Genomic DNA, 351 nt, shown 5'->3' with positions numbered 1-351 from the left:
TCTGCATCCAGTCCTGGCTGCCGACGGTGCCGCCGGAGCCGATCACCACCTTGCTCGGGTCGGCCTTGAGCGCCTTCACCAGGTCGTCGAGGTTCTTGTAGGGCGAGTCGGTGCGCACCGCGATGGCGCCGTAGCTGGTGCCGATGGCGGCCAGCCATTTCACCGCGTTCTCGTCGAAGCGGCCGAACTTGCCCTGGGCCAGGTTCAGCAGCGAGCCGCTGGAGAAGGCGGTGATGGTGCCGGCGTCGGCCGGGCGTTGGGCGACCACCGCGTTATAGGCGACCGCGCCGACGCCGCCGGGCATGTAGGTGACGCGCATCGGCTTGCTCAGCAGCTTGGCCTCGACCAGGG

The 351-nt window shown here is 69.2% G+C and carries 1 protein-coding gene; it reads right to left on the bottom strand.

What is annotated here, in order from left to right; translation table 11 throughout:
- Positions 1-351: tripartite tricarboxylate transporter substrate-binding protein (locus FLO80_RS22745; protein ID WP_281287081.1), on the bottom strand; the 351-nt coding region annotated here is incomplete at both ends.

The sequence above is a fragment of the Aquicoccus porphyridii genome (assembly GCF_008369105.1).
Classification (GTDB): domain Bacteria; phylum Pseudomonadota; class Alphaproteobacteria; order Rhodobacterales; family Rhodobacteraceae; genus Aquicoccus; species Aquicoccus porphyridii.
Note: the sequence above shows the minus strand (reverse complement) of the source record. Positions and strands in the feature narration are given on the sequence as shown.